This window comes from Bradyrhizobium sp. Kon56, from assembly GCF_055807635.1.
In genome coordinates this window covers 1-239 of record NZ_JBVVOU010000604.1, presented here as the reverse complement: position 1 = coordinate 239, position 239 = coordinate 1, and the positions used below count along the sequence as shown (strand labels likewise).

Here is a 239-nt window from a genome sequence, read left to right as displayed (position 1 = left end):
CAACTATTACGAGCCCACCGTGCTGGCTGACGTCACCGACCAGATGACCTCGTTCAAGCAGGAACTGTTCGGCCCTGTTGCGTCCATCATCACCGCCCGCGACGCCGACCATGCGGTGGCATTGGCCAACGACAGCGAATTCGGCCTGACCGCAAGTATCTTCACCACCGACCCGGCGAAAGCGCGGGACATCGCCAACCAGCTGGAAACCGGCGGCATCTTCGTCAACGCGTTCAGCG

At 61.9% G+C, this 239-nt stretch carries 1 protein-coding gene; it reads left to right on the top strand.

Features of this window, described 5'->3' with window-relative positions:
* Positions 1-19 precede the first annotated feature (19 nt).
* Positions 20-239: aldehyde dehydrogenase family protein (locus AC0L3B_RS40215; RefSeq protein WP_473383596.1), on the top strand; the 220-nt coding region annotated here is incomplete at its 3' end.